At 39.6% G+C, this 22810-nt stretch carries 16 protein-coding genes and 2 pseudogenes; 10 read left to right on the forward strand and 8 right to left on the reverse strand.

Annotated features, from left to right (window positions below; all coding sequences use genetic code 11):
- Nucleotides 1-161 precede the first annotated feature (161 nt).
- Nucleotides 162-1577 (forward strand): Si-specific NAD(P)(+) transhydrogenase, encoded by a 1416-nt coding sequence (gene sthA / locus FTU17_RS07610; RefSeq protein ID WP_078190237.1) that lies wholly within the window; start codon nt 162-164, stop codon nt 1575-1577.
- Nucleotides 1578-1719: 142 nt separating this feature from the next.
- On the forward strand, nt 1720-2832 hold the full coding sequence (locus FTU17_RS07615; RefSeq protein WP_180135032.1) for an AAA family ATPase: 1113 nt from the start codon (nt 1720-1722) through the stop codon (nt 2830-2832).
- A gap of 34 nt (nt 2833-2866) precedes the next feature.
- Here FTU17_RS07615 and chrA read toward each other — a convergent pair whose 3' ends face one another.
- Complete coding sequence (chrA, locus tag FTU17_RS07620) at nt 2867-4105, reverse strand: chromate efflux transporter (protein ID WP_180135033.1); 1239 nt, start codon at nt 4103-4105, stop codon at nt 2867-2869.
- Nucleotides 4106-4440: 335 nt separating this feature from the next.
- On the opposite strand from chrA, the gene FTU17_RS07625 reads away from it, so the two are divergent.
- Entirely contained in the window at nt 4441-5424 is a 984-nt protein-coding gene (locus FTU17_RS07625) for an alpha/beta hydrolase (protein WP_257227374.1), read from the forward strand.
- Nucleotides 5425-5519: 95 nt separating this feature from the next.
- Here FTU17_RS07625 and FTU17_RS07630 read toward each other — a convergent pair whose 3' ends face one another.
- Complete coding sequence (locus FTU17_RS07630) at nt 5520-6371, reverse strand: pirin family protein (protein WP_180010429.1); 852 nt, start codon at nt 6369-6371, stop codon at nt 5520-5522.
- A 102-nt stretch (nt 6372-6473) separates the two neighbouring features.
- On the opposite strand from FTU17_RS07630, the pseudogene FTU17_RS07635 reads away from it, so the two are divergent.
- A pseudogene (locus tag FTU17_RS07635) lies at nt 6474-7385 on the forward strand (LysR substrate-binding domain-containing protein).
- 107 nt (nt 7386-7492) lie between these two features.
- On the opposite strand, the gene FTU17_RS07640 reads toward FTU17_RS07635, so the two are convergent.
- The 4 genes from FTU17_RS07640 to FTU17_RS07650 form a co-directional block, all read right to left on the reverse strand.
- The gene (locus FTU17_RS07640) at nt 7493-8449 is read right to left on the reverse strand and encodes a TauD/TfdA family dioxygenase (protein ID WP_180135035.1); all 957 of its coding nucleotides are present in this window, start codon (nt 8447-8449) and stop codon (nt 7493-7495) included.
- Nucleotides 8450-8670: 221 nt separating this feature from the next.
- Nucleotides 8671-8805, reverse strand: coding sequence for a hypothetical protein (locus FTU17_RS17490; protein WP_257220694.1), 135 nt, complete (start codon nt 8803-8805; stop codon nt 8671-8673).
- Entirely contained in the window at nt 8798-10009 is a 1212-nt protein-coding gene (locus FTU17_RS07645; protein WP_180135036.1) for an MFS transporter, read from the reverse strand. Before FTU17_RS07645 ends, FTU17_RS17490 begins: the two co-directional genes overlap by 8 nt.
- Before the next feature lie 244 nt (nt 10010-10253).
- Nucleotides 10254-11312, reverse strand: coding sequence for an OmpW family protein (locus FTU17_RS07650; protein ID WP_180111707.1), 1059 nt, complete (start codon nt 11310-11312; stop codon nt 10254-10256).
- Between the two features lie 443 nt (nt 11313-11755).
- On the opposite strand from FTU17_RS07650, the gene FTU17_RS07655 reads away from it, so the two are divergent.
- Nucleotides 11756-11935: a hypothetical protein gene (locus FTU17_RS07655; protein ID WP_078190224.1), complete on the forward strand. Its 180-nt coding sequence runs from the start codon at nt 11756-11758 to the stop codon at nt 11933-11935.
- Between the two features lie 60 nt (nt 11936-11995).
- On the opposite strand, the pseudogene FTU17_RS07660 reads toward FTU17_RS07655, so the two are convergent.
- Together FTU17_RS07660 and FTU17_RS07665 are read right to left on the reverse strand one after the other, a co-directional pair.
- Nucleotides 11996-13453: pseudogene (locus FTU17_RS07660) on the reverse strand (diguanylate cyclase domain-containing protein).
- Between the two features lie 198 nt (nt 13454-13651).
- Entirely contained in the window at nt 13652-14440 is a 789-nt protein-coding gene (locus tag FTU17_RS07665) for a hypothetical protein (protein WP_180050860.1), read from the reverse strand.
- 299 nt (nt 14441-14739) lie between these two features.
- Between FTU17_RS07665 and uvrB the strand changes: the two genes are divergently transcribed.
- From uvrB to FTU17_RS07690, 5 genes are all read left to right on the forward strand, one after another.
- Entirely contained in the window at nt 14740-16761 is a 2022-nt protein-coding gene (gene uvrB, locus FTU17_RS07670; RefSeq protein WP_180135037.1) for an excinuclease ABC subunit UvrB, read from the forward strand.
- 154 nt (nt 16762-16915) lie between these two features.
- Complete coding sequence (locus FTU17_RS07675; RefSeq protein ID WP_111885539.1) at nt 16916-17512, forward strand: lipocalin family protein; 597 nt, start codon at nt 16916-16918, stop codon at nt 17510-17512.
- A gap of 127 nt (nt 17513-17639) precedes the next feature.
- Nucleotides 17640-18572, forward strand: a complete 933-nt coding sequence (gene rarD / locus FTU17_RS07680) for an EamA family transporter RarD (protein WP_180135038.1) — start codon at nt 17640-17642, stop codon at nt 18570-18572.
- Nucleotides 18573-18790: 218 nt separating this feature from the next.
- Nucleotides 18791-20476, forward strand: coding sequence for a hypothetical protein (locus FTU17_RS07685; RefSeq protein ID WP_180135039.1), 1686 nt, complete (start codon nt 18791-18793; stop codon nt 20474-20476).
- 709 nt (nt 20477-21185) lie between these two features.
- Nucleotides 21186-22643 carry a glyceraldehyde-3-phosphate dehydrogenase gene (locus FTU17_RS07690; RefSeq protein ID WP_168379186.1) on the forward strand — a complete coding sequence of 486 codons (1458 nt, stop codon included), beginning with the start codon at nt 21186-21188 and terminating at the stop codon, nt 22641-22643.
- Nucleotides 22644-22810 lie beyond the last annotated feature (167 nt).

Below are 22810 nucleotides of genomic sequence, written 5' to 3' on the forward strand. Positions count from 1 at the left end.
AGCTCAATCATTATAGCGGACTTGAGCTTAAATAGGGGGAAAACGATATTCATATAATAAATGTGGTTATCACATAATATATGTGAGCTAAATATCCAAAAAAGTTAGGATATACGTCATAATACAGCCTAGATTAAAGAATATTTGTAAAGGAGCGTTGAATGCCACGTAAGAAAGAGGTCGTTAGTGGAACTTTCGTGAAATACGATGCGGTAGTTCTGGGTTCTGGCCCTGCGGGTGAAGGCGCTGCAATGAAACTTGCTAAATCAGGTAAGCGAGTTGCTATTGTAGATATGCGTGAACAGCTTGGTGGTAACTGTACCCATGTAGGAACAATTCCAAGTAAAGCATTACGTCAGACCGTTTCAAGCATTTTACGTTACCAACGTGACCCTATGTTCCAAAAAGTCGGTGAATGGAAACAGTTCACGATGAAACAGGTGTTACGTAATGCGCATAAAGTGATTCAACAACAAGTTGAAACTCACTCACGTTTTTATGACCGTAATAAAATTGATATTTTCCACGGTCGTGCGTATATCCAAGATCAAAACACTGTTTTGATCTTTAGCAATGAAGGTATGACGGAAACTTTAGTATTCCAGCAATTAGTGATTGCAACAGGTTCACGTCCTTACCGTCCAGCTGCTTTAGACTTTAATCATCCTCGCGTATTTGATTCAGATAAAATTTTGGATCTGGATTATTCAATCCAAAAAATCATCATTTATGGTGCAGGTGTGATTGGTTGTGAATATGCGTCTATCTTTATTGGTCTAGACCACAAAGTCGACTTGATCAATACACAGCACAAATTACTCAGCTACTTAGACGATGAAATCTCAGATGCATTGTCATATCGTTTACGTGAGCAGGGTGTACTGATTCGCCACAATGAACAGATTGATCATCTTGAAACACATGATGATCATGTGGTTCTGCACTTGCAAAGTGGTAAGAAAATTAAAGCCGACGCGATTTTGTGGTGTAACGGCCGTTCTGGTAATACAGATGGTTTAGGCCTAGAAAATGTAGGTATCAAACCAAACAGCCGTGGTCAATTAACCGTGAATGATCAATATCAAACTGAAGTAGAGAATATCTTTGCTGCGGGTGATGTAATCGGTTGGCCTTCACTTGCATCTGCTGCATATGACCAAGGTCGCTGTGCCGGTTCTAACATGAGCGGTGAAGAAGGAATTGCACCTGTAACGGATATTCCTACAGGTATTTATACAATTCCTGAAATTTCTTCGATTGGTAAAACTGAACAACAGTTAACTGAAGAAAAAATTCCGTATGAAGTGGGTCAGGCATCTTTCCGTCATTTGGCACGTGCGCAAATTACGGGCGATACCGTGGGCGAGCTTAAAATCTTGTTCCATCGTGATACTTTAGAAATTTTAGGCGTTCATTGCTTCGGTAATAATGCTGCGGAAATTATTCACATTGGTCAGGCCGTGATGAACAGCCCGAACAATACGATTAAATATTTTGTAGAAACCACATTTAACTATCCGACAATGGCGGAAGCGTACCGTGTTGCAACATTGAACGGTATGAACCGCTTATTCTAAGGTTAAAGTGAACTTAGAATGTGCAATGAAAGACCCGTAAGTTTCGGCTTGCGGGTTTTTTATGGGTAGAATAAAGTGCATACAAAATATACAGTCAATCAACTCATAATCATCAGCATTTTCAACTCATTTTAGGTAACCCATGACGATCCGTTCAGTGACTATTCAAGGTTTTCGATCTATTCATCATATGAGTCTGACCTTGTCGCGTCTGAATATTGTCAGTGGTCCGAATGGTTGTGGTAAATCCAATCTATATAAAGCTGTACGTCTCCTGCATGAAGCTGCAAATGGCCAATTATCCCAAGCTATTGCAAATGAGGGCGGGATTCAAAAAATCATGTGGGCAGGTGGTCACCGTGCGGGTGATCGATCGAAAGACCCTAAGCGCATGAAGCTTGCAGTGGAGATGGAGCATTATGAATATCAACTTGAAATAGGTTTTCCTGAACCGCTCATCACCTTGTTTGCACTCGATCCTTTGGTCAAACTAGAAGGAATTTGGTTAAGCGGTTATCAACGTCGAAAAATGAGCGAGTTGTTAGAGAGAACCAACCAAGCGGCATTTCTTAAAAATGTTGATGAAGAACGGATTGCTTATCCGATGGCATTAACACCAGAAGAGTCGGTGTTTGGACAATTGTCCGATCCACACTTATATCCCGAAGTTTCACAAGTGCGTGAGACCATGAAAAACTGGCGCTTTTATCATGAGTTTTCAGTCAGTGGAAATTCACCGATCCGTGTCCCACAGGTGGGTATTCGTTCGCCAGTTTTAGCGCATGATGGCACAAATTTAGCCGCAGCCTTTGAAACTTTACGTGAGCGTGGCAACAGTGAAACCTTGTTTGAAGTACTAGAAAAAGCCTTTCCGCAGACCCAATTTTATGTGCAGGAAATGGGTGGGCGCTTTCAAATGATGATGCAAAAGCAAGGGATCTTAAGACCTTTGGAAAGTGCCGAATTTTCAGATGGGACTTTACGGTTTTTGTGTTTAGCTGTGGCTTTATTGAGTCCAAGACCCCCAAATTTTATGGCACTGAATGAGCCAGAAAATAGCTTACATCCCGATTTATTACCTGCCTTGGCGATGCTGATTGCCGAAGCAAGTCGCTATACGCAGCTTTGGTTGACCACACATTCCAATGAACTGGTTGAAATGATCAAACAGTATAGTGATGTGCAGCATTATCAACTAGATCAAGTCGAGGGGAAGACCGTGGTCAAGGGCGCAAGCTTAATCGATGAGGATTAGATTATTCCTTTAGCTATAGTTTTTTTGCTTAAGTTTAAAAAGGTAGAAAAGTTAAAAAAGCATAATAGCCGATAAAACTGCTTATTAAGCTAAACCAGGCTGGCAGCTTGCTGCGAAGTAAAGCAATAACGACGGCAACAAATATAAAGTCCGTCCATTGAATGATGTATTTCTGGCTCATTTGAAATAGTAGACACAGTAATAGACCGACGACAGCAGCATTGATTATTTTTAAGGTGCCGAAAAGCATCGGGTATTTCATCAACTTATTCCAAAACGGTAATAAGCCAAACAATAATAAAAATGATGGTAAAAATATCGCCACAGTCGCGAGTACAGTATTTAAGAGTAGCACATCAGTCATGGGTAAAAGTGTGCCGAGATAGGCGGCGAAACTAAACAAAGGCCCCGGCATGAGTTGTGCAAGGGCATAGCCTAAGTCAAAATTTTCATTACTGATCAGTCCTGTCGAGACAAAGTCCTGATGTAAAAATGGCAAAATAATATGTCCACCACCAAAGACGAGGGACGCTGTGCGGTAGAAGCTTTCTAAGCTAAATGCCAAGACACTGCTGTGTTGTATATCGAAGAATGGCAGAACGAAAAAAGGGCTGATAAAGGCGAGAAGCCATAGCCATGAAGTATGTGTATTGCCACCTGTATTCAGGCTTAAATTGTTATGTATAGGTGGAACTGTTTCGGCGATATTTGGCTTTTTGTTGTGCAAGTTATTTGATGATAAAACTAAACCGATAATTGCAGCGCATAAAATCACCAAAACTTGATTTAGAGAAAATTGAAAGAAATAAATAAAAAATGCAGCTAAAAGCATGACTAGATACTGAAATTTTGTTTTACAGAAGCTTCGCATCATTTGCCAAAATGCCCATGCAACCACAGCAAGGACGATTAACTGAATAACATGAAAGAATAAAGTTGAGAGTTGATTACTGAGTTTTAGACTTAAAGTGGCCGCGGTACACATCAGCAGGGCTGAAGGTAAAGTAAAGCCTAACCACGCAAAACAAGCACCTTGATAGCGATTGAGTTGAAATCCAATCGCCATGCCGAGCTGGCTACTTGTTGGGCCTGGAAGGACTTGAGCCAAGGCAAGCAAATGCGCATATTCATGCTCTGTTATCCATTTTTCTTGTTTCACAAAATATTGAAAAAACAACACCAAATGTGCCGCAGGTCCACCAAATGCAATACACCCTAATCTTAAAAAGGTGAGAAAGATGACAAGGTTTCGTTGTGGTTTGGACTGGCTCATGCGTTACCAATATTTAAAATCAAAAGTAAGGTTATGAATTTCTAAAGGATAAAATTATTAAAGTTAAAAGATCTTAAAGGCTGATTATTGCAGGAGTATGTAAATCCTGCTTCAAAAATATTTTGAAGTGCTTAGCAGGGAAAAAGATAATTGGATAAAGTGACATAGTGCTGTCCCACATGCACATGGCGTCGGTTTCCGCCGCTGATTAGCATCAGCACATACACATAAAAAATTGTCTAAAAATGACTTCTCCAAAATCAGACACCTTATCAGAAATTTTGAGCGCTTTATTGAAGTGGGTGATGAGTGGCATAGCATCGTTACTTTCAATCATGGCATTTGCAGATGATCAGCTACCTGCTACACAACCATTAGCAAGTTATGCAGATCAAAACAGTTGGCAGGACATTCAGCCCTATCTACCTAAAGAATACCATTTAACCGAAACGCAGCGCCCTAAAGAAGAGTGGTGGAATTGGCAGGGTCATACTGTTCACTTAGATACCTATCGAAATCCACAGGCAAAAGTGAAGGTGATTCTGTTTCATGTTGTAGGAACAAATGGTCGACAAATGTCGATGATTTTGGGGCATCCTTTGGCACAGCGTGGCTATGAAACTATCGCTATTGATATGCCCGGTTATGGCCTCACCCAAGTCAAAAAGGGCTCAAAAATTCGTTATGATGACTGGGTTCAAGCAGGCAATGACCTCATTGAAGCCGAGCGACAAAAAGATCATCGTCCTATCGTTTTGTATGGGCTTAGTGCAGGTGGTATGTTGACCTATCACGTGGCGGCAAAAAATAAACAGGTGAAAGGTATCGTCGGTATGACCTTTCTAGATACTTCAAATAAAACCGTGCGTGATCAAGTCTCTTTGAATAAATTTATGAGCCGCGTGGGCAGTCCAATGGCTCATGTGACGGCACATACACCATTATCAGCATTGCCAATGCCGATGCGTTGGGTAAGTAAAATGCATCGTTTGGTGAATAATGACGCAGCATTGCAGGTCTTTTTCAAAGATAAAACGTCAGCTGGGAATAGTGTATCGGTTAAATTTCTAGATTCGTATTTATATTATAAAAATGACACGCCACCGGAGCAGTTTGATGTCTGCCCAATTCTACTAACGCAGCCTGAACAAGACCGTTGGACGCCTTTGGCTTTAAGTCAGCCATTTTTAGCACGGATTCACCAAGTTCCAGTCGATGTTGTCATGTTGAAAAACGCAGGACATTATCCTTTGGAACAGCCGGGACTCGATCAAATGGTCAATACAATCGATGAGTTTTATCAAAAAGTCACGCAATAATCTGTTGAAAGCATGATGCGTAATTCATACCAAAATAGATATAAAAAAAACCGCCAGAAGGCGGTTTTTTTATTGGGACATTATCGTGGAAATATTTAAGCAAAATGACCATGTTGAAAATCATAAAATGCCTGACGTATTTCATCTTCAGTATTCATGACGAATGGTCCATGTGCCGCAATAGGTTCATTTAAAGCTTCGCCACTTAAAATAAGCAGTTTGGTTGCTTCAAAAGATTTAAGTTTCAAGGACGATACTTGGTCACTGACATATAAAGTCTGTTTCGCATCAAAGCGTTGACCTTCAATTTCGATCGCACCACTTAATACAAAAATCATGTTATTCCACTGTGGGTTGAATGAAAATTCCTGTTCAACATTTGCATTCAAGCGCACATCCAAGACATTCATTGGGCTAAAGGTTTCAGCTGCACCCATTGTGTCTTCAAATTGGCCAGCAATGACGCGTACCACGCCTGCATTTTGTGCAAGTTTAACTTCAGCAATATTGGCTGTAGTCAGTTCTTGGTAGCGAGGTTCAGTCATTTTGGCATGACTAGGTAAATTCACCCAAAGTTGTACCATGTCTAAATTTCCGCCAGTTTTGGCAAAATCTTTAGAATGATGTTCTTCATGCATAATGCCTCGACCCGCAGTCATCCATTGCACTTCGTCTTTGGCAATGCTGCCGTGATTTCCTTTAGAGTCAAAATGCTCCAATTCTCCTTCATAAACAATGGTTACTGTTTCAAAGCCACGATGTGGATGCGACCCAACACCACGTTGATGATGACTTGGAGAGAAATGATATTGGCCGGTATAGCCCATAACGAGGAATGGACTGGTTTGATTGCCCATTTCTTGCATAGGGAGCATAGAGTTTGTTGGGAAGCCATCGCCCACCCAAGTGCTACGATCACTATGATAAACACGTTTGATTGAATTCATAATTCAGCCCTCAATTTATTGCTTCTGAGATCTATTATTGAGGTATAGTGAGGGAATGACAGGGCGAAAAACTCAACAGATTATTCTAAAAATGAAACAATCATGCAAAATTTAAATGACTATTACTATTTCGTGCAAGTGGTGAAATACCAAGGTTATACCAAAGCCAGTGAAGCATTGGGTATTACAAAATCTAAGCTATCACGCCGTATCACAGAATTAGAGACCCGTTTGGGGGTGCGTCTGATTCAGCGTAATACGCGTAAATTTACAGTAACTGAAATAGGACAACAGTTCTATTTGCATTGCTTAAAAATTTTAGAGGAAGTCAGCGAAACGGAAAACTTTGTGCTTAGTACATTGAATGACCAACTCTGTGGCCAAATTAAAATCTCTTGTCCTGTGGCTTTGGTGGAAATGCCTGTTGCAAAAATGGTCACCGATTTTATGCAGCAATATCCAGACATCAGTGTGCACCTGATGGCGACCAATCATCGGGTTGATGTCATTGAGGAAGGCGTAGATTTAGCCATTCGTGTGCGCAATATGCCTTTAATGGATAGTGATTTGATCGTTCGAGATTTAGATGCTTGGGATCATGTTTTGGTGGCATCGCCACAACTTTTCTTCGAGCGTGAAATACCACAGCAATTGGCTGAGATTTAAAATTTTCCGTGTATTGGTTTTGATCGGCCTAAACATTTTTGGGATTTCCGACATCGTGAAAAAAGTGAAACTCAACAAATTGAATTTCATCCACGCTTAAGAACTGACAGTTTTAGTGCCATGATTTCTGCTGTTATTTCTGGCGTGGGAATCGCTTCTTTGCCCAAAGTGTTTGTACGTGATGCTTTAAAAAGTGGTGAGTTAATTGAACTGTTTCCTGAATGGCAATTGCCGCAAGGGGTCATCCATGTTGCCTACGCGACACGACAAGGCATGCTGCCGGGTGTACGTGCGATGTTAGATCATTTAATTTCAGGTTTTAAGGCATTAGATATAGATCATCCGTAATTTGAGCAGTGTTCTTATTGTTTTAACATTTTAATTATTTGGAGTTATTGCTCAAACACGGATTTTACAGGGTTATTTATTTTTTATTGTTGGCATGAAGTTCAACATTAGTATGGTCGTCCTCCTGCTAAGCTAATTCGCTTTAATAAGCGGCGTTGGTCTGAAGGGAAAGGGCGGCGTGAGTGTAAAGTGGCTTGGTTATCCCAAAATACAATGTCACCTTCTTCCCATTGATGTTCATATCGAAACTCAGGTTTCAATAAATGTTCACGTAAAGATGCAATCAATTCACTGCCTGACTGATCATCGTAGTGAACCAATTCGACTTCAGATCGTTCATTTAACCACAGACCTTTACGGCCACTTTCTGGATGGGTACGTACTAGCGGATGTGGATAAGCATGTCCAACAATCGGTTGGTCTTTGAAACGGTAAAGCGGTGTAGCGCCATATCCCGTTGTGCCTTTATTATTTTTGGCACGGACAAATGGGTTATAGGTAATGAGTTGAAGTTGGTCTAAATGTTTTTGTGTCGCTTCATCTAAAGCTTCATAGGCTTTAATGGTGTTATACCATGAGGTTTGTCCACCGTCTTGTGGCAGTTCAATGGCATAGAGTAATGAACCAAAAGATGGCAGTGGAGTCCACTGATGGTCTGCATGCGCAGCCAATTCACCATGTCCAGTATAGTCTCCTTTACCAACTGCATTTGACACAGGTACGACGTCTGGTGGTGTACCGGTATCATCTTGTGACGCTAGCACAGGAATATCTGCACCGGGACGGAAGATTGAACCGAAGTAACTTGCAAACGCGAGATACTGTAAATCATCTAGACTTTGATGTTTAAAAATTAAAATCAAGTGTTCTGCCAACGCTTGTTTTAAACGGTAGATGGTTTCCCCAGACTGTGCTTTACGCGCATCTAAACCATAAACCACAGCCCCCAAAGCTTGGTCATGTTGCGTTTCAATACGAATTTCATTGCCATCTTGAAATTGTTCTGCTTGATGCCAACGTGGAGCATCATGGATGGCTTGTGAAAGTTGAGTCAATGCGGTCATTTCATAAGTTCTCAAATTGTTCTTTATTGAGACTTAATCTAAGGAAGAAAGTGCAGGTTGGAAAATTAAAAAATAAGCTAAGTTTATGAAAAAACTTATTATTAATACTAATATGCTGAAAATGCAGCTTTTATTGAATCGTGTAGAAAATAGCTAAAAAACTGCTGTTGTAGTGTTGATAAAACAGCAGTTTGAATTGGAATTAAGGCTTCTATGCGTCTTTAATGTGCACAAAACGCTTGGTTAAAGTATTCGAATAATTCAGGCGTTTGGCTCCATAAGCCGATGGATAAGGCCAACAAGGCCAGAATACTGATGCCAATACTGAGTCGGAACCACAGTGTTGAATTAGTCATGAATGACACTTTCCTCATTAACCATGAAATGTACCAATACCCCAAAAATACTCAGGACAATCGAAAAAATCCAAATGGCATTATAGTTACCAGTCATATCGTGGTTCACACCACCCAACCAGCCACCAAAAAATGAACCGACTTGGTGAGTAAAGAACACGATACCGCTGAGCATACTGAGATATTTAACGCCAAACATATTGGCCACAATGCCGTTGGTGAGTGGTACAGTAGAAAGCCATAGTAGACCCATAATGACGCCAAATGCATAGATTGTCCATGTGCTTAAAGGCAGCAAAAGAAAGGCAATAATGGCAATGCCACGTAAACCATACAGTCCCATTAACAGCTTTGGTTTGGAATATTTGCCACCGAGCAAACCTGCTGTGTAGGTGCCGACAATATTAAACAGTCCAACGAGCGCTAGGAAAATAGTGCCTGTAGTGGCATTAAAACCATGATCGATTAAATATCCCGGAAGATGGATGCCAATAAACACCACTTGGAAGCCACAGACAAAGAAACCGAGTGCTAGAAACCAAAAGGGTTTATGCTCCCAAGCCAATTGCAAAATTTGTTTAAAAGTCAGAGAGGCTTCATGCGTATTGGTTGCATTTGGTGCAACATACATTGGTGCTTTTAGCATCCAAGCTAAAGGAATAATAAGTGCAATTAAAATGGCGCTGACCACCAAAGCTGAAGACCAACCAAATTTTTGCAGTAACAGTAACGTAGAGGGCAGCATAATGAACTGACCAAAAGAACCTGCAGCACTGGCAATACCCATGGCTAAACTACGTTTTTCTGGATGCGCTGCACGTCCTACGGCCGAGAGTAATACTGGAAATGAAGTGGCCGAGAGAGCCAAACCCAGGATTAAACCTGCACTTAAATTAAGCAGTAAACCGGTGGAGCTGACGGCCATGAGTAATAGTCCGAGGGCATATAATGCACCACCGACGGCGACCACGATCTTACTGCCATATTTATCTGCAAAAGCTCCAGTAATTGGCTGCACAGCACCCCAAATTAAGTTTTGCATGGCAATGGCAAGGCTAAATACGTTATGTCCCCAACCAAATTCATCACTCATCGGCACGAGATAGAGGCCAAATGCATGACGAACCCCTAAAGACAATGCCAAAATAATAGCACTGCCAATGAGCATGTAAATCAGGGGCTTTGAGAAACGAGTATCAGACATACAGCAGTCTACATTTTTTAAATTTAACCCAATGGTATTCGAATAAACGCAGAGTTGCGATTAAATTTAATTCACCAAACAATAAATTTTTTTTATAGGTAACTATGGATGAATAAAGGAAATTGCCTCAGCATAAATTCAAAAGTGTTTAAAAGAGGTTGAAGAGATAATTCAAAATAAAAGACCATATATAGCCTAATAAAAAAGACGGCTGTAGCCGTCTTTTTTATATTCAGGTTATTAATTAGAAACGCATACCGATACCTGCATACGCAAGAATTGGATTTACTTCAATATCGGCTTTAGATTTGATCAGTTCACCATGTGTCGCATCTGTAACGGTAATGGTGGTTTCATTCTGTAGGTGTGCATAGCTGACAGAACCTACAGCAAACCATTTGTCATTGAAGTCATAGGTGAAGCCCACCGTTGCAATCGGAGCAAATACATCAGTTGCCTCTAAATCAACTTTTGGATTTGCCTTACTTGGTTTTCCTTCTAAAGAAGCGCCTGCATTACCTTCTTTAATGTTGGCAATCATGTGACCTGCGGCAATTAAATCTTTCTCAATTTGTGGATTCATTTCCAACTCATTGAAGTAAGCATACATCACGCCTAGACCCACATAGGGACGGAATTTATTGACGCCAGTTTTACCGAAGTGATATTGGATTTCAGCAGCCGGAGTCCATGCACGTGCAGAAGCTGCTGCACCATGTGCGCCTAAGTCGGTAATGAAAATATCATTTTCAAGTTCAAGATTTCCCAGTGCACCGCCGAGTGGTTTTGCAATGGCAGAAAATGGTGCATAAATTTTCCCTGAGCCTTGTAAATCAACTTTTGGCGGAATACCCGCTTTCATTTCTAGTGATACATTGTCAGTGAAGAAATAGTTGGTCATGATCCCAAGCGTGGTGACGTCGTCTGCTTCAAGACCTGTCCCTGGATTGTCCCATTGTTCAAGTCCTGAAATAGTGGCTTTACCACTCATTTCAGCAGGAACAGTGTCCAAAGTATTTAGCGCAACTTCTAGTAGGGGCGGAACTTTGTACCCTTCTCGAATATTGTCTTTTACTGTTTGTGATTTAACTTCGCCAACATCTGCCTCATAGCCTTCATTGATGGCAGTATTTACACGGAATGGCTGTGCTTTACCTTGTGGCATAACATGTAGAGCACCAACAGAGACAGAAAAACGTTTGAAGCCATCGCCATCTTTTAAACTAAAATATGGTGAGTCTGCATGACTGAGCATAGGTAGGGCAGCCATAGAAGCAGCAATGCACAATACACTTTTTTTCATTTTAAAGGACTCCATGTCCGTAAATTGATAATAATTTTTCTAATTGCCCATTATTCAAAATTAGTGCGTAAAAAATGTTATAGAAAACAAGAATAAACGTAATAATCCTGTAACATTCTTGATGATTTGTATTATTTGAAGGCTTTAATTAGGTATTTGTGTAAAAAATCTAACTTTTTTGAAATTTAGAAATGGTTCTATCTATTTGTAAATACTCAATATTTATTGACATAAATGACAGTGCTTTGGTTGATTTGGGTCAATAAATTAGTTTAAAACGACCATATTTAAAGCAGTTTTTTGTGCTGTTGTCCTCTATAGATATAAAAATTCATAGCTAATTATGGAGTCTTTATATGTCAATCGAGGCTAATCACTCAAAGCCTTTTACACCAAAACCATTTTTTTTGTACAATAGCGCTAGATTCAATTGAGTTATTCGTATGAGTACGCAAAACCCTCCCAAGAAAAAGGCTTTAGTCAATTTGCCTTTTCCGATTAAAAAAGCTGAAGATAATGCTTCGGATGAAATCTTTGAAGATATGCGTCCAAAACCGCAGCGTTATGCTGACCGTACTTGGATGCCACCACGCGGTACACGTCGTTCGATGGGTAAGCGTTAAGAGATTTAAATAAAAAAGCCATGATTAAAACCATGGCTTTTTTATTGCAAATTATTGTTTTTAATTGCGTATTTCAGACTGAATTCTTCGGTCTTTATTGAGATAATACTTTTTTTTCTGACGATACATGTCCAGATCTGCACGTTTAAGCATATCTTCCATTCGCTCATTCAAGATATTGGTGGCTGAACCAATCGATATACTCATCGGTTGATTAGAATAAAATTGGTTATCGACCAATAACAACTCATTCAAACTTTGTAAACAGTTTTGCAATGCTGCATCATCAGCACCCGGTAAAAGTATGACAAATTCATCACCGCCAATGCGTGAAGCAGAATAGGGCGTATGCTGAATAAGTTGGTTTAAAATGTTGCCCAGACGTCTGAGGATACTGTCACCAGCATCGTGCCCAATACTGTCATTGAGTTCTTTTAGTCCATTTAAATCAATAAAAATACAAGAAACAGGACGTAATTGATTGCGTTCAAGACGCTTGAGTTCTGCTATATAAAATGAACGATTATAGAGTTTGGTCAATACGTCGTGCTTACCTAAATACTCAAGATAATTTTCAGCCTTTTTACGTGCGGTAATATCGGTTAATGCAACCTGCACGGTGCTCCAGTCGTCGAGATAATCGGGAAATACAGTAAATTGTAGTAAGACGTGGCGAATACTGCCATCAAGTGCATAATTTATAGCTTCACGTTGATGATGTAGATTGCCATTCCAAAGTTCAATCAACTGTTCTTTAAAAGTTTGCAGCATCTCTTTGGCAAACACTTTATGTACATTTTTGAGCAATATTTCTTTATTCGGAGCGCCAAATAAATCAAGCGTGGCTTGATTGACGTCAACGATCAGTATTTCTTTAATGCACTCTTGTACAAAATCGGGGTGAACATCCAAAAATGTCACAAAATCTTCTATACCTAAAGCGCGAAGCTGATCTAATTTGATTTTAATCCGGCTAAAATCTTCGACCCAAAGTGAGGTCGGAGAATAATGAAAACGCGCTTCTGCCAAATGACGACTTTGTTCTTGTAAATGGCAAGCTTCAGTATAAGAGGTGATATCTTCAGTCGTTATTAAGACGGCAGATAAATCCTGCTCATGACTCGGTAGCACGATGCCCTTGAGTTGAATGTCTAGGCGTTGTCCATTAAGCGTATAGTTCACGGCAGAATGGGAAAAATGTGTTTCACCATTCCACAATGCAACCAATTCTCTAATGTGTGTTTGACACATCTCGGCCTGAAAAACTAAATTCAGGTTTTGACATAAATGTTCAAAGTCATGTGCTTGATAAAGTTCCAACGTTTTTGCGTTGACCTGTAAGAGTTTTATTTTTCTCGCACATTGCAGAATACGTGATTCATCTTGTTGAAGAAAAGTAGCGAGATCCTGCACACCTTGCTGACGCCAGAGATCAAATTGTTTTTTGACTTCACTGTAATCTTCAAGTCACATGGCAATGGGGGATAGCTCAAAAAAAGGAGAATCTAGCATGTCTATTTTATGTGCTCGTCATTCTTTATGATAATGTCAGCAAGTAGTATAAGACGAAAAAAATGATATTAAAATAATGTGATATGTAAAATAAGTTTTATTTTTAATGTGACTTAAATCGCTAAAAGTCATTAGTCAACCGTAGAAAAAAAGCCAATATGGACATTGGCTTTTTGGGTGTTTCAAATGTGGTGAAAAGAGCCTTTAGCGGCTGGCTTTACGGGCTTTATTTTCAGGCTTTGGTGCAGCAATTTCACGTTCAGCTTTCCAAACATCGATGAAATCTTTTTCATTGATATTGTACAGTTCAAGTAGGGCTAAAATAACGCCGCCAAACATCATCGGGCCTTCAGAATTACTTTGAAACTCAAATATTTTCCCATTCAGCGCATGCAAAATATCTTCAATTTCAAAAATACGGTCACGACCATTGCTATCTGTCGGGTACATTTGGGTATTCAGCACAATTTTCGCAAGACTTTTTTCATTATCTGTTAAGGCCAGAACATCAACCAATTCATCTGCCGAAGGTGCAAAAATTACCGAGTCTTGAAAAATTGTATGTAGAAGTTTCGAAGTAAGTTTAGGTAAAGCTTTTTCAACGAAAGGACGGAATGAAATTGGAAAAATAACATTTCTGGAAATCCCCTTAAACATGGGGGCAATTTCTTCAACTTTATAGCCAGCGACACCACAACCGATCGAGGTTATGAAGTATTTAGTCTTCGGATGATTCTTGGTATAGATTTTAAAATCATCGACATAGTGTTGAATTTGTGACAACGGCATTTGTTGTAAATGCTCATTCATGGTTGGAATCGCAAAACTTTGACCTGCCCATCCACGACCAATACCATTCATTGCACCAAAATGCTCTAGTGCGGTACGCGCTGCACCGCCAGCATGTTGACCTGCCATATTGCTGCCAAAAACAAAAATGGTATCTTCAGCTAAGTTTTTAACAATACTTTCGTCATGATATTGGTAAGTCATAAGTTTGATCTGTGGCGTCCTTTTGTTCATGTTGCAGATGAAATTTATATAGGTCAAGTATTAATAAGGGATAAATGAACGCTTTACCTATGAGTTTTTTAGCCTAAAGAGTTTCTTTGAAAAAAATTGGCTCAATCAGGTGATTTATAATTTTGAAGTTGACGAAATAATCTAGAAACTCATACTAAATAAAGATTACTTCTGTCTGTAAGAGACTTTGGCTTTTTACATAAATTTAGCGTTGTTTTGTGCAACTTTGCCCTCATAATAAAGCCCTATAAAAACTGTTGAAGAAGAGTGTGATGCAGGAACAGCCTTTTGAACTGGTAACACAATATCAGCCCGCAGGTGATCAACCTCAAGCGATTGAGAAATTGGTCAAGGGGATTGAGAAAGGAATGCATGACCAGTTGCTCTTAGGGGTAACTGGTTCTGGTAAAACCTATACCATGGCAAATGTGATAGCACGCACGCAACGTCCAACGATTATTATGGCGCATAACAAGACTTTGGCTGCACAGCTTTATGGCGAGTTTAAAGCCTTCTTTCCGCATAATGCTGTGGAATATTTCGTCAGTTATTATGACTATTATCAGCCCGAAGCCTATGTTCCATCTTCAGATACCTTTATTGAAAAAGACTCATCCATTAATGATCACATTGACCAAATGCGTCTTTCGGCAACCCGGGCATTATTAGAACGACGTGATGCGATCATTGTAGCGTCAGTTTCAGCCATCTATGGTCTGGGTGACCCGAATGCCTATATGAGTATGCTTTTACATATCGTAGAAGGTGACCGTATCAGCCGTGATGACATCATCCGTCGGCTGGTGGAAATGCAATACACCCGCAATGAACTCGAATTCCTACGCGGCACATACCGTATCCGTGGTGAAATTATTGATATTTTCCCTGCAGAATCGGATCAAAATGCAATTCGAATTGAGTTGTTTGATGACGAAGTCGATTCAGTTCGATGGTTTGATCCCTTGACAGGAAAACTTGTACGTAAAGTGCCACGTATTACGATTTATCCAAAGAGCCATTACGTGACGCCTAAAGATAACTTACAGCGTGCAATTGGGACTATTCGAGAAGAACTTACAGACCGACTGGGGTTCTTTCGTGCAAATGATAAATTACTCGAAGCACAGCGTATCGAACAGCGCACACGTTATGACTTAGAGATGATGCAGCAGCTTGGCTATACCAACGGTATTGAAAACTACTCACGGCACTTGTCAGGTCGACCTTCAGGTGAAGCACCTCCGACTTTGTTTGATTATGTACCTGATGATGCCTTATTAATCATCGATGAATCGCATGTGACTGTTCCGCAAATTGGGGCCATGTATAAAGGTGACCGTTCACGTAAAGAAAACTTAGTGAATTACGGTTTTCGTTTACCAAGTGCGCTTGATAACCGCCCAATGAAATTTGAAGAATGGGAGCGGATTATTCCTTCGACCATTTATGTTAGTGCAACACCTGCACATTATGAAATGGAAAAATCTGAACAAGTTGTTGAGCAAGTGGTTCGACCTACAGGTTTGGTCGATCCTGAAATTGAAATTCGTCCAGTCTTGACGCAAGTGGATGATGTACTGTCAGAAATTAATAATCGTAAAGATTTAAATGAGCGTGTGTTAGTCACAACGCTAACCAAACGTATGGCAGAAGATTTAACTTCGTATTTGAAAGAATACGGCATTAAAGTCGCTTATTTACATTCAGATATTGACACTGTTGAACGAACTAAAATTATTCATGAATTGCGTTCGGGTGTGTACGATGCAATCGTTGGGATTAACTTACTGCGCGAAGGTTTAGATATGCCCGAGGTGTCTTTAGTAGCCATTTTAGATGCAGACAAAGAAGGCTTCTTACGTTCTGAGCGTTCTTTGATTCAAACCATCGGTCGTGCAGCGCGTAACTTAAATGGTAAAGCGATTTTATATGCAGATCGTATGACCGACTCCATGCAAAAAGCCATTGATGAAACGGATCGTCGTCGTAATTTACAGATTGCATTTAACCTTGAGCATGGCATTACGCCACGAAGTGCAGTGCGTCAAAACGTCAATGATATTGATACAGGTGAAGTGCTGACAGATGATGAAATCGATGCAAAAAATTCAGATCAGGCTAAGGCATTAACTGCAGATGAACGTCATTTGATGTCTGATCCAAAACTTTTAGCAAAACATATGAACAAGCTGGAAAAAGAAATGCTGAAAGCATCGAAAGATTTGCAGTTTGAACAAGCCGCTCGTTTACGTGATGAAATCTTGCGTTTAAAAGCACAGATGATTTCATAATTTTGTTAGACAAGATGCGGAATATTGTCTGAATTACATACATAATTCAGACAAGAAAATGATTTTTAGAGCAATTTTTTCCGCTAGAGTAAAAACACGAGAGAAAGAATTACTTAATTTTCATCGAATGTTTTGCATCGAAATGAGGCATAAAATGACAACAACGAATCTTCCGAAAGCTGGTTTTAAGCTCGCAAAAATTGCACTTGGTGCAGCAGTGTTAATTGGTTTGGGTGCAGCCACAATGGCCTATGCACAGACGAAACCGTTACAGACTGTGGAAAAAGTCGAGCTCGATCGTTATTTAGGTATGTGGTATGAAGTAGCTCGTAAGCCTATGGTTTTTCAAAAAAGCTGTGACCGTGATGTGATTGCGGTTTACACGCTAAATGAAAATGGCAACATTAATGTCAATAATCGCTGTGTATCTAAAGATGGTACCAAGAAGCAATCAATAGGCGAGGCATTTGTACAAAATGCACCGTTTAACACGAAATTAAAAGTTAGTTTCTTACCAGAAGCCATTCGTTGGTTGCCTGTGGGGCGTGGTGATTATTGGGTGCTCAAAGCCGATGAAGACTATCAAACAGTTTTGGTGGGTGAGCCACGTCGTAAATATATGTGGGTGCTTTCTCGTTCGGCTCATCCAGATCAGGAAGTGATTCAGGAATATCTAAATTATGCTCAATCTGTTGGTTATGACTTATCAGATATTATTCATACTAAGCAAACAGTGAAACCTAAAACCTAAATAATTGAACAAATGCTAAAAAACCATGCCTGTGCATGGTTTTTTATTTGCTAGAATGTCTCTGCAAAAAGCTTGATCAATCAAGCAAAATATCAAATTCATGGTGTATTTGGGACTGGAGTGGAAGATGTATAAAGGCGTTGCATTGTCTGTATTGGCATCGGTCACTTTTGGTATTTTGTATTTCTTTACCATCTTTTTAAAACCTCTAGATAGCGAGCAAACATTTGCATGGCGCATGTTAGCGACCTTACCATTTTTAACGCTATTTATGTGGTGGATGAAAGATTTAAACAAAGTCAGTGAAATTTTTTGGCGAGTGGTTAAGCAGCCGATTTTTCTGATTTGGTTAATCATCAGTTCTTTTTTATGTACTACACAGCTTTGGTTGTTTTTGTGGGGGCCGATTAATGGCCGTGGACTAGAAGTTTCTTTGGGATATTTTCTACTTCCCTTAGTGATGGTTCTGGTCGGATGTGTGCTGTATAAAGAAAAACTTTCTAAATGGCAGATGGCTGCCGTGGCACTGGCAATTTTAGGTGTCGGCCATGAAATTTGGCGTATTGGCAGTATCGCGTGGGAAACTGTTTATGTCGCTGTGGCTTATCCAATTTATTTCTTTTTACGTCGTACCTTTAAAACCGATCATTTGGGTGGTTTTTGGTGGGATCTTTGCTTAATTCTGCCTGTAGCATTTTATTTAGGATTTATTCATAGCGATAGTTTAGCGCTGATGTCGTTATTCCCGCATCTGATTTTGGCGGTTTTAGGACTTGGTTTTCTGAGTGCGCTTGGCTTAGGTAGCTATATGTTGGCGAGTCGCTATCTGCCATTTGTGATTTTTGGTTTGTTGAGTTATTTAGAACCCGTGTTGTTAGCTTTTGCATCCATCGCATTGGGGGAGCGAGTAGAAGCCGAAGAATGGCTGACCTATATTCCAATTTGGGGTGCGGTATTGTTATTGGTGATAGAAGGTGTTTTGCATCTGTTTAAACAAAAGCAAAATGAACGTGCGCTAGCAAAAAATGTAAAAGCGTTAAATGATCGAATCGATTCTTAAACTGAAAATAGTGGTACGATAAATTGATCAGTTTACAATTAATGCTTGCTGTTTTTTAGTAAAATCTTAAACTTAGAAAATTAAAACACGCCATGATTCAATTTATTGTTTAGGAAGAACAGCATTGAATGATGGTGTACAAAAATATTTATTTTAGATAAAAATAAACTGAAATCGATAAAAGATCGATTAAAGAACCAAGATACAGGAAGCAGTCAGTGGTTGTCCCATTTCATCAAAGCGCCAAACTTTTACAGCTAGAGCCTGTGTTGGATCAGCATTGGCGGAGTATTGTATCTGAAGTATGCACTGATCTTGATCAATCCAATTTAGCACAGATACAGCAGGTGTTATCGCAAAAAGGTATTCGTTGGGAGTCTTCATCACAGTCGTATCAAAGAGATGTACCGATGAATTTGGGCATGCTGATGAAAGTACTAAAATATGATGTCATGCGTGAGCATGCACAGTATTTGGCAATACAGCTCGAAGAACTTCGAACATTGACAATGAGTATTCAAATTGCGCATAAATTAGAAGAAAACCTAGCCTATATCAATAAAATAGATGCCGAAGAAGATTTTGAATTACAGCATGAAAAAAACGTATTACATCGGCATTTCATTTTAAATGCTGCACAAATCATTCGTGAAATGGATTTGATTGCGCCGAGAGATGCGCGTCAACTCACTGCTCAGCAAGTCAAAATTTTCTTGATCGAAATTTTCTTAAAGTCACATGTGTTGGGGCAAGTTTTTGATGCTTCTATCCCGAAATCATCTGAGGTTTGGCAACATCCGATTTTTAAATACTATTTAAAGCGTGAACAAAAAACGCGATATCTACAAGTCGTACAAACATCTGAGTTTATTTATATTTTGTCGCCTGATTTAGATTGGACGACGCAGTATTCAGCAACTCGGTTTTTATCGACAAAACATAATGACGCTTTAGCAGACGACGTTTTTGATGGGGTGGCCATAGATTTAACTACTGCTTTAGAGAATCAGCAAATAGAACAATTAAAAATTCAAGTGTCAAAGCTAGCATCCATTGCAGGTTTTATACATTTAGATCTACAAAATTTAATGCAGCAACTCCATATACGGGTAGATAAGCATCTACTTTTGATGCTGCATGTAGAGGATGCCACTCAACAATTGGCGACGGTTTTACCTGCTTTTGAGCAGCAGTTCAATGAATTGATTTTGAAGCCATTACATCAGACTGTTCAATTTCAACTAAGTGAGCAGATACAGCATGATTTTGTCTTTTTTCATTGCATGCAAATATCTCAAAAGCTCATCACGAGTCTAAATGTCTTGAGTAGTTGCCCTAAGTTTGAGGCAAGTTTGGAGTTGAAACGACTGCGACTTCAACTACAGGCTTGGCAAGTACTGTTGTTGAAACGGCGTACGCACATTTTTAATGTTCAAAACGAAGATGAGTGGGAGTTTCATCATCATCAGTCACAGCAAATTCATACGGCGCTGAAGGCGATCTTGCAGCCGGTCGATGATCAACAGAAGATCTTTGCTACAGACGCAACTGTAGAAAATACGGGTACCCATGGCGCGCATGCGCATGTTGGATTTTCCAAACGCATGACGAAAACAGGGGAGTATGAAAGCCTTGAAGCCGATGCTTTAAAAGCGCAGCAGCAAAAAAAACGACAAACTTATATGCAGGTTTTAATGTTGCTGAAGGAACATGCTTCACAGCTCGTCAATCTTGATTTTGAGCCATGTGAAAATGCCTTAAACGTGCGATCTTTTAGTGATCAGAGATATTTTGCGATTAGTGCTGGTGAGAATAGTTTAAATGCACTACCGAAAATATTAGAGCTGAGTGTAAATTTCTTTGATTTTAATCTGGAAAAGTTTGCTGATAATCTGAAAAATTAGCTGAATTTTCAATATTGATCTGACTTTAAATAATTTTAGGCAGTAACATTAGGGGCGTAATTTGATTCAAATAAAAGAATGATACGCGGTAAGGTCATCCGCAATTGTCTGAGACAGGGTTACTTCTAATAAAAAATGTTTTTGCGATACTTTGAATAAATTGACGGTAGTGAACGAGTTTTGCGGTGAGGAGCATTGCTCCGCAAGATGGTTTCCTTATGAAGCACGCTTCTCATTTTGCCAAATGAGAAACAACGTTTCGTAAGAGTACCTCCAACTGAAGGCTAAACCCTTTATTCAAACCTTCGATGTAAGACTCCGTCGAATAGTCATAAAAATCATTTAAAAATGTGAAATTATTATTACGAGCTTAACATCAGTAAAAATACTATAAATTGAGCAAAATATAAAAACACCACAATTTGAAAAATATAAATATTCGTTAATCTTTGAGCTAAATATGCAGAGATCTGGTTGATAAAACTACATTTGAAATTTTGTGACAAAAATCTGCGAAAAAGCCGGTTTTTCAACTTTCGGCTATAAAATCATAATACTAATCATGATTATTTTGAAAATTGATAGTGAATATATAACAAAATAACCTTGTCGAAATCTGCTTTTAGATTCATTAATTTTCAGTTTTCCATTACAATTGTGGGGTTTTGAAATTTATGCTTAGATTTACAATTAATTAGAGGACGTATCTGTGAGCAAAGACACTATCGTTGCCCTACATGCAGAGCACCAAGGTCGCTGGAAAAACCGTGAAGAAATCGCGGAACGTATGATTGCCCTAGTGGGTCAGTTATATCGTGAAAAAAACATCGTAGCTACAGTATACGGTCGTTCTTTAATTAACCGTTCGGTTATCCAAATTCTTAAAGCGCATCGTCGTACTCGCGTACTTGACGTTGAACTTTCAGTTGTGAACACTTTCCCAATTCTTGAAGCTTTGGCAAAAATCGAAAACATCGGTACTGCTGAAATTGATCTTGGCAAACTTGCTGTTGAGTTCAAAGAAAAAGGCGGTGATGTTGACGCATTCGTTGCTGACGCTGTGAAATCACTTGAAGGCAATGCAACTAACGTTGAAAACCGTGATGTTGTACTTTACGGTTTCGGTCGTATTGGTCGTATCCTTGCACGTTTGATGATCAGCCAATCTGGTCTAGGTCGTGGTCTTAACCTTAAAGCAATCGTTGTTCGTAAATCATCTGACGGTGACTTAGAAAAACGTGCGTCTTTATTACGTCGTGATTCTATTCATGGTCCATTCGCAGGTACAATTTCTGTTGATGAAGAAAACGAAGCAATCATTGCTAACGGTAACTTCATCAAAGTGATCTATGCGTCTAACCCATCTGAAGTTGATTACACTGCTTACGGTATTAACAATGCACTTGTAATCGATAACACAGGTAAATGGCGTGATTCTGAAGGTCTTGCACAGCACCTTAAATGCGCTGGCGCTGCACGTGTAATTCTAACTGCACCTGGTAAAGGTGACATGAAGAACGTTGTATACGGTGTGAACCAAGCTGACATCCTTGATGAAGATACAATCATCTCTGCTGCAAGCTGTACAACAAACGCGATCACACCAACACTTAAAGTGTTAAACGACAAGTACACAGTGATCAATGGTCACGTTGAAACAGTTCACTCGTTCACGAACGACCAGAACTTAATCGACAACTACCATAAAGCTGACCGTCGTGGCCGTGCTGCAACATTGAACATGGTTATTACTGAAACAGGTGCTGCTAAAGCTGTTGCTAAAGCGCTTCCTGCTCTTCAAGGTAAATTGACTGGTAACTCAGTACGTGTACCTACTCCAAACGTATCTCTTGCAATTTTGAACCTTACTTTAGGTCAAGATGTTGACCGTGAAGAAGTGAATGAATACATTCGCCAAATTTCAATCAACTCTAACCTTCAAGGTCAAATCGGTTATACAAACTCAACTGAAGTTGTATCGTCTGACTTTATCGGTTCACGTACTGCAGGTGTATTTGACGCTCAAGCGACAATCACTTCTGGTAACCGTTTAACTGCATATGTTTGGTACGATAACGAAGTGGGTTATAGCTGCCAAGTATTGCGTATTGCTGAGCAAATGGGCGGCGTAAGCTATCCAAAAATTCCTGCTGAAACAAATGCATAATTTGTGAAAGCAAAAAAAAAGAGCCTCATTTGAGGCTCTTTTTTTTATACACTGAGCAAGGATGAAAAGCTTAAGGGATAGACGATGGGTGGATTGATCAAAAGCATCAAACTATCTTGTTTTTTCTGCCACTGTTAGATGAGTGTGAGTCATTTATAATGAAAAAA

This window comes from Acinetobacter sp. YH12070 (assembly GCF_013419625.1).
Classification (GTDB): domain Bacteria; phylum Pseudomonadota; class Gammaproteobacteria; order Pseudomonadales; family Moraxellaceae; genus Acinetobacter; species Acinetobacter amyesii.